The 7483-nt window shown below is 68.9% G+C and carries 7 protein-coding genes; 2 read left to right on the top strand and 5 right to left on the bottom strand.

The window, feature by feature from the left end; genetic code table 11:
• Nucleotides 1-102 precede the first annotated feature (102 nt).
• The 3 genes from ABD209_RS10970 to ftsE form a co-directional block, all read right to left on the bottom strand.
• Nucleotides 103-882 carry a PIG-L deacetylase family protein gene (locus ABD209_RS10970; RefSeq protein ID WP_344066040.1) on the bottom strand — a complete coding sequence of 260 codons (780 nt, stop codon included), beginning with the start codon at nt 880-882 and terminating at the stop codon, nt 103-105.
• Nucleotides 883-982: 100 nt separating this feature from the next.
• The gene (gene ftsX, locus ABD209_RS10965; protein WP_344066037.1) at nt 983-1888 is read right to left on the bottom strand and encodes a permease-like cell division protein FtsX; all 906 of its coding nucleotides are present in this window, start codon (nt 1886-1888) and stop codon (nt 983-985) included.
• 3 nt (nt 1889-1891) lie between these two features.
• The gene (ftsE, locus tag ABD209_RS10960) at nt 1892-2677 is read right to left on the bottom strand and encodes a cell division ATP-binding protein FtsE (RefSeq protein WP_344066034.1); all 786 of its coding nucleotides are present in this window, start codon (nt 2675-2677) and stop codon (nt 1892-1894) included.
• Nucleotides 2678-2855: 178 nt separating this feature from the next.
• Here ftsE and ABD209_RS10955 point away from each other — a divergent pair, with 178 nt between their 5' ends.
• Nucleotides 2856-4880: a cell wall-binding repeat-containing protein gene (locus tag ABD209_RS10955; protein WP_344066031.1), complete on the top strand. Its 2025-nt coding sequence runs from the start codon at nt 2856-2858 to the stop codon at nt 4878-4880.
• 110 nt (nt 4881-4990) lie between these two features.
• On the opposite strand, the gene prfB is transcribed toward ABD209_RS10955, so the two are convergent.
• Nucleotides 4991-6103, bottom strand: coding sequence for a peptide chain release factor 2 (prfB, locus tag ABD209_RS10950; protein ID WP_344066029.1), 1113 nt, complete (start codon nt 6101-6103; stop codon nt 4991-4993).
• Between the two features lie 99 nt (nt 6104-6202).
• Between prfB and ABD209_RS10945 the strand changes: the two genes are divergently transcribed.
• On the top strand, nt 6203-6742 hold the full coding sequence (locus ABD209_RS10945) for a ferritin (protein WP_344066027.1): 540 nt from the start codon (nt 6203-6205) through the stop codon (nt 6740-6742).
• A 116-nt stretch (nt 6743-6858) separates the two neighbouring features.
• On the opposite strand, the gene ABD209_RS10940 is transcribed toward ABD209_RS10945, so the two are convergent.
• Nucleotides 6859-7482, bottom strand: a complete 624-nt coding sequence (locus ABD209_RS10940; RefSeq protein WP_344066025.1) for an alpha/beta hydrolase family protein — start codon at nt 7480-7482, stop codon at nt 6859-6861.
• Nucleotide 7483 lies beyond the last annotated feature (1 nt).

Below are 7483 nucleotides of genomic sequence, written 5' to 3'. Positions count from 1 at the left end.
AGCGATTGGCTTTGACACCTCCTCTCCTACTCGCGTCCGCGCCTGCACCCCTTCAGCAACACGCACCCCAAACGCAACATCCGCACCTATCCGTGCAACCTCTTAGCGAAGCCGGAGGCGGTCGGCGACGACCACCTCGACCGGCCTTTCGAAGCACACCAGAGCCTGCTCACCGAGCGGGGCACTGGCGCCCGCAGCCATCGGCGCCGGGACGATCTGAGAGGTGAAGCACGCCATGGCGCGAGTCTTGGCGGCCACCGCGGCGGGAGGCGGCTGATGCTGCCAGAGATCTGACCAGGGTAGGTCTTCCGGCGGAGCGGTTTGCCACAACTGAACGGGCATCTCCACGAGCAGGGCGCCGAGCCCAGCCGCGACTTTGGCCGCCGCCGCACCGACCGATTCCTGAGCGGGCGCGCCGTCGAGGCGATAGGGCGCGAAGACGAGTTGCGCCGGGGCGAGATCGGTCACGCTCGCGAGCCGGTCGGCGATTTCGCCCTCATTGCCGGCAAGTGCCTCGACGGGCAGTTTGAGGTAGATCAGCCGGGACGCCGGCAGCAGGATGTCAAGCGCCGACCGATGTTCACGCAGCCGGCGGGTTGCCAGACCGATCTCATCCTCGCCGTATGCCGCTGCGGCGCGCACATCGCCCGCGCTGAGGGTGACGACGTCCACCGCGCATCCGCGTTCAGTGAGGCCGGCCAACAGTCCACCGATGGCGAAAATGCCCTCGCCCGGCACGGTGTCCAGGACCAGCGCGCGGGCGGGCGTGCCGAGGCTCTGCCAGGTCAGTTCGGGCAACGCGGCGTTCGCGAGGGCGGCTCGCCACTCTGCCTCGCTGGTGCGGCCGGCAACCGGCCCGGGGATGGGGGGCAAAAGCGCCATCGTGGGCGATTCCTCCTCGCGGGTGTCCACACTGTCACCCGCGACTTACCCAGCAACCGCCTCGGCTATACCCCCCCGACAGGTCACGATCGGGACACGGTCAGACCCGCAGATAGCGCCACAAGGTGATCGTGGACGTCACGATGCCGAGCAACAGCGCGGTGCCGCCGAGGTAGGGGGCGATACTCCAGACATCGCCCGCGCCGATGGTCGCCTGGTTGAGGACGACATTGCGCGAGTTGCTGCCCACCAGGGCCTTGACGCAGGCGACGAGCAACCCGAGCGCCAGCCCGGCACCGACGAGAGCCGCGATCAGGGTCTCGGCGATGAAGGGCAGACGGATGGCCATATTCGACGCACCGACCAGCCGCATGATGCCGATCTCGCGCCGCCGACTGAACGCCGCCTGCCGGATCGTCGTGGCCATCAGCAAGGTGGCACAGACCACCATCAAGCCGGCGAGCAACACCGAATACCGGGTGAACCGGTTGAGGATCGTGAACAGCTTCTCCAGCACCTTCTTTTGGTCCTGGACCGAGGCGACCCCCGGAGCATTCTCGAAGGTGCTTGCGACGACCTCGAACTTCGCCGGATCGGACAACTGGACGCGATAGCTCTGCGGGATGTCGCCGACCTTGACATTGCCGACGAGCGGGGTGTCCTTGAATTGCTCGCTGAAGCGCTTGAAGGCGTCCTCTTCGGACTCGTAGAAGACGTCCTTGACCAGCGGACGCAACTGATCGAGCTGGGTCTTGATATTGGCCTTCTGGTCCTCGGTCACCGCGCCCGCACAATTGGGCTGTCGAGAGTCCTTGGTGCACAAGAAGATCGAGACCTGAACGCGGTCATACCAATAGCCCTTCATGACATCGGCCTGGCGCTGCGCGAGCAGACCGAGACCGAGCAGGAAGAGCGAGATCATCGTGACCAGGACCACCGAGATTGCCATAGACAGATTGCGGCGCAGGCCGACCCAGACGTCGCCGAGGAGAAAACGCAAGCGCATGGCCTAGTCCTCCCCACGCACGACGTCATCGGCCCAGGTCTCCGGGGGCGTCCACAGGTCGTTCTCGTCGAGTTCGGTGGGCACCGGCCGGGCGGGGACATCGGGTCGCGGGACATACGAACCCTGGGCTTCATCGCGCATGACCTTGCCGTCGGCGAGTTCGATGACGCGCCGGCGGAACTCATCGACGATGACATTGTCGTGGGTAGCCATCAGGACGGTCGTTCCGTTCGCATTGATCGAGGCGAGCAGGCGCACGATGTCGAGGCTGGTGACCGGATCGAGGTTGCCGGTCGGTTCGTCGGCGAGCAGGATCGCCGGCTTGTTGACCACGGCCCGCGCGATCGCGACCCGCTGTTGCTCACCGCCGCTGAGCTCGTGGGGCATCCGCCGTCCCTTGCCTTCGAGCCCGACCAACTCCAAGGTCTCGGGCACGACGTGCTTGATGACCCGATTGGGCTTGCCCAGCACCTGCAGGGCGAAGGCGACGTTCTGGCCGACCGTCTTGTTGGGCAGCAGGCGGAAGTCTTGGAAGACCGTGCCGATCTGCCGGCGCAGGCGCGGCACCTTGCGCGGCGCGAGCAGGCCGAGGTCGTGACCGGCCACGAGCACGCTGCCCGAGGTCGTCGGCTCCTCCCGGATGACCAGGCGCAGCATCGTCGACTTGCCGGACCCCGAGGGGCCCACGACGAAGACGAACTGGCCCCGCTCGACCTCCAGGCTGACGTCGTCGAGGGCGGGACGCGTTGAGCGCGGGTAGGTCTTGGTGACGTTCTCGAAGCGAATCATGAAGGCAGGAGGCGAGCTTTCGCATCAGTACAGGACGGTCGACGGATGCCGGCCGGGTGCTCAAGCATAAGTCGCGCGGTTGTGGTCACTTGGCGCGTCCCGGGCCGCGTGTCGCACCCTTCGGTCGGTTAGGTTGGCCCCTTGCCAGTGCCTGGCTGTTGTTGTGAAAGGTCCCCCCATGCCTCGTCCCCAGCCCGTATGCCGTTCGCTGATTTGGGCGTTCGCGCTCCTCGCCGGCGCCCTCACCCTCCCCGCCGCCGCATCCGCGCCGCTCGCCGGCGCGGCAGTCGCCGGTGCGGCAGGCGCCGACCCGGCCCTGCTGCGCGTCGCCGACCGGGCGGCGATGACCATCACCACGGACGCACTGAGCGTGTCGACGGTGAACGGTTCGACGACCTACTCCTATGACCCGGCGACGAGCGCCGTCGGCTCGGTCCTCGCCGACCGGCCGGGGTCGGCCTATGTGCGCTGGGCGCCCGGGGGGGATGTGTCCATCGAGGCAACCGCCACGGCGTGGATCACCCGGGATCGCACGGGCGCCCAAGTCGCGACCTATCCGCGCACGGCGGGCAGCCTCGCCCCGGCGTGGTTCCCGACCGGCGACGGCTTCATCGAGCAGGCCCCGAGGGCTACCACCGCGCAGTCGACGACGGCCGGGCGGGTGTGGCGCCAGCCGGTCGCGGGTGGGCGGACGGCATACGGCTCGTTCGCGATGAGCCCCTATGGCAGCGAAGCGGTCGTCCGCACGACCAATGGCACGATCTCGAATCTGCTCCTGGTCTCGGCGCGCGGGCCGATGACGTTGGCCGGGCAGCCGGAGCGCTTCCCCGCCAAGGATTATTTCGTCTCCTCCTATCGGCCCGGCGATCCGGACATCGCGCAGGAGCCGGGCAAGGGCGTGCGCGACGCCTCGGCCCGCACCTTTGTCGCCTTCCTGGGCGTCGAGCCGGGCACCACGAAGGCATCGCTATTCGTCGATTATCAGGACGGGCGGTTGCTGACCGCGCCGTTGCAGCCGACCGCGGTCGTCGAGGCCGGTATGCCGTGCACCACGGTCGCGCCCGCCTTCAGTCCCGATCGCCGCCAGATCGCCTATCTCGTCGGCGTGGCGCCGGGCACGGCCCCCTGCACGCAGATGGCGGTGCGGGTGGTCACCATGGGCGCCTCGGGGACCTATGACCCGGCCACGGCGAAGACGCTGGTGACCTCGCCGGCGGGCACGCCCTATACGTCCATCTCGTGGCGCGCCAAGACGGCGCCCGCGCAGGTGGTGCGCATCGGCGGCGCGGATCGCTACGAGGTCGGCGTCAACGTCAGCCGCAGCGTGTATGCCGCTGGCGCGGCCGGCGGAGTCGTGATCGCCGGCGGCGAGGCGTATGCGGATGCCCTCGCCGGATCACCGCTGGCGGCCGCCCTGCGCGGGCCACTGATGCTGAGCAAGCGCGACAGCCTCGACCCGCGGGTGCTTGAGGAGGCCATCCGCGTGTTGGCACCGAATGCGCCGATCTATGTGCTCGGCGGGCCGGCAACCATCTCCGAGGCTGTGCTGACCGCTCTCCGCGGCACCGGGCACCCGGTGACCCGGCTCGGCGGGGCGAACCGCTTCGCCGTGGCCACCGGCGTGGCCGACACCATCGGCGCGGTGCGCGGCACGAAGCCGGCGGCGGTGTTCGTCGCGAATGGGCGGGTCTTCCCCGACGCCCTCGTGGCGAGCCCGGCGGCAACGGCCACCAAGGGCGTGATTCTGCTCTCCGAGGACGGCTATCTCCCCACGGAGACCAAGGCCTGGCTGGACGCGGCGACGAGCACGCCGATCTACGGCATCGGTGGTGGCGGCAGCCGCGCGGTGGCGGGCTATCCCGGCGTCGAGGCGATCAGCGGCGCCGACCGGTATGAAGTCGCCCGCCGGGTGGCCGACCGCTTCTTCACCGGTGAGTGGATCGCGACGATCGTCTCGGGTCTGAACTGGCCGGACGCTACGACGGGCGGCGCGCTGATCAGCCAGTGGCAGCAGCCGATCCTGCTGACCAAGGGCACTAGCCTGCCGACCTGGACCAGCGGCCGGCTCAACCAGTCGCGCTCGGCGACCGACCTGGTCGCCGCCTTCGGCGGGCCTGCGTCCGTCGACCCCGCCGCCTTGAGCCAGGCCGCGAAGATCGCTGGCTACCAGACTCTCTACTTCGGCCCCGACGCCCCCCGCTGACCCGTCTGGGTCCCACGCTGCGTGGGAGAGGCCGGTTCAGCCCCGTCTGGGTCCCACGCTCTGCGTGGGAGAGGCCGGTCGGCCGGTCTGCCGGGACCGGCCGTCAATGCCTACTCGGCGTCCGCCCCACCGGCGCGTCGCCAGCGTACGCCGGCCTCGATGAAGTCGTCGATGTCGCCGTCGAAGACTGCTTGCGGGGTGCCGACTTCGTGACCGGTGCGCAGATCCTTGACCATTTGATACGGCTGCAGGACGTATGACCGCATCTGGTCGCCCCAACTCGCCTTGATGTCACCCGCCAGTTCCTTCTTGGCGGCGGCTTCCTCGGCCTTGCGCTGCAACAACAGGCGTGACTGCAGCACCCGTAGGGCCGCGGCGCGGTTCTGGATCTGGGACTTCTCGTCCTGCATCGAGACGACGATGCCGGTCGGGATGTGGGTCATCCGGACAGCCGAGTCGGTCGTGTTGACACTCTGTCCACCCGGGCCACTGGAGCGGAAGACGTCGACCTTGATCTCATTCTCGGGGATCTCGATGTGGTCGGTGCTCTCGATGATCGGGATGACCTCGACCGCGGCAAAGCTCGTTTGCCGCCGCCCCTGATTGTCGAAGGGACTGATCCGCACCAGGCGATGAGTGCCACCTTCCACCGAGAGGTTGCCATAGGCATACGGCACGTCGATCTCGAAGGTCGTGCTCTTCAGCCCGGCTTCTTCGGCGTAGGACGTGTCCAGGAACTTCACGGGGTAGCCGTGCCGCTCGGCCCAGCGGGCATACATCCGCGAGAGCATGTGGGCGAAGTCAGCGGCGTCGACACCACCGGCCCCGGAGCGGATGGTGATGACCGCGCCCCGCTCGTCATACTCCCCCGAGAGCAGCGTGCGCACCTCCAACTCGCCGACGGCCTTGGTGATCGAGGCGAGCTCGCGCTCGGCTTCGGCCATGGTCGCCTCATCGCCCTCCTCGGTGCCGAGCTCCACGAGCACCTCAAGGTCGTCGATCCGCGAGTCCATCTCCAGGATGCGGTCGCGCTCGGCGATCGACCGCGAAAGCGCCGACGTCACCTGCTGGGCCGCCTCGGGGTCGTCCCACAGATCGGGCGCGCCCGCCTTTCCCTCCAACTCGGTGATGCGGGCGGCCAACTTCTCCAAGTCGGTAACCTCGCGCACCGACGCCATCGTGGTGCGCAGGTGCGAGATCTCGGTCGAAAAGTCGGTGGCCACGAAGGGACAGCCTACGTCAGCGCCTACGGCGCACCTGCCCGATTCAGTGCGCCCGCCAAGGTGTTCGGACCCATCGCACGCGAGAACTAACCTTTCCGTATGCCGATCACCACCTCCCCCTCCTTCGTCGACTTGCTCAGGGCGCAGGTCCGCAACGAGTTCACGGCGAGCCACCAGTACGTCGCCATCGCGATCTGGTTCGACGATCACGACCTGCCGCGGCTGGCCGCAGACTTCTACCGGCAGGCGGTCGAGGAGCGCAATCACGCGATGATGTTCGTGCGCTATCTGCTCGATCGTGACCTCGAGGTCGGGATCAGCGGGGTCGATGACGTGGTGTCGGGTTTCAGCACGCCCGAGGAGCCCATCGCGCTCGCCCTGGAGCAGGAGAAGCAGGTCACCGCGCAGGTCGAGGCGCTGTTCCGCGCGGCGCGGGCTGAGGACGATGTGCTCGGCGAGCAGTTCATGATGTGGTTCCTCAAAGAGCAGGTCGAGGAGGTCGCCTCGATGAACAGCCTGCTGACGATCGCCAAGCGCGCCGGCACCGACTGGTTCCAGATCGAGGAGCACCTGGCCCGCGAGTCCGTGGCCGAAGGCGCCGACTCCACCGCCCCGCCGGCGGCGGGCGGCGCGCTCTGATGAGCACCACCACGATTCCGCCCGGCGGTCGAGTGGTCGGCTCACCGGCCACTCGACAGGGCTGAACCGGCCACTCGACGGGGCTGAACCGGCCACTCGACGTGGAGGGGGATCGATCAGGTGGTGAGGGCGGGGAGGAAGGTCAGGGTGGCGGCCAGGACCTCGGTCGGGGTGCGGCCGAAGGAGTGGGTGCCGGGCACGCCGGCCACCCAGCTGGGATCCGCGAGTTCGGCCCGCACTTCGTCGGGGCCACCGAAGGGATCACGCTCGCCCTGCACCACCCGGACCGGTAGGCCGTGATCCCCCGGCGCACGCAACTCCCCCGCGCGCGACGCCTCGGGCTTGCCCGGCGGGTGCAGCGGGAAAGACAGGCACAGCACCCCACTCGCCCCGACCTCGGCGGCGGTCCGACAGGCGACGCGCGCGCCGGCGCTGCGCCCGCCGACCGCCAGCGGGCCGACGATGCCCAAGGCGGCGATCATCGGCACCCAGGCCGCATCCAGGGTCGGTGGCCGGCCGGCGATCTTTCGGCCGGCGACCTTCCAGGGTTGCTCGATCAAGATCACCCGGTAGCCCCGCTCGGGCAAGGCCCGCGCGAGCAGCACCAAGTCGGACGCGCCGAGGCCACCGCCGGCCCCGTGGCCCAGGACCACCGTCGCGAGCGGATCCGGACCCGACGCGGCATACGTGAAGGCGCGGCCGGGACCGCCGGGCGTCTCTATCTGTCGGGCCTCGGGCATA

This window comes from Nostocoides vanveenii, assembly GCF_039531165.1.
GTDB classification, from domain to species: Bacteria; Actinomycetota; Actinomycetes; order Actinomycetales; family Dermatophilaceae; genus Nostocoides_A; species Nostocoides_A vanveenii.
The sequence above is the reverse complement of the archived record's forward strand: the minus strand, read 5'-3'. Positions and strand labels throughout refer to the sequence as shown.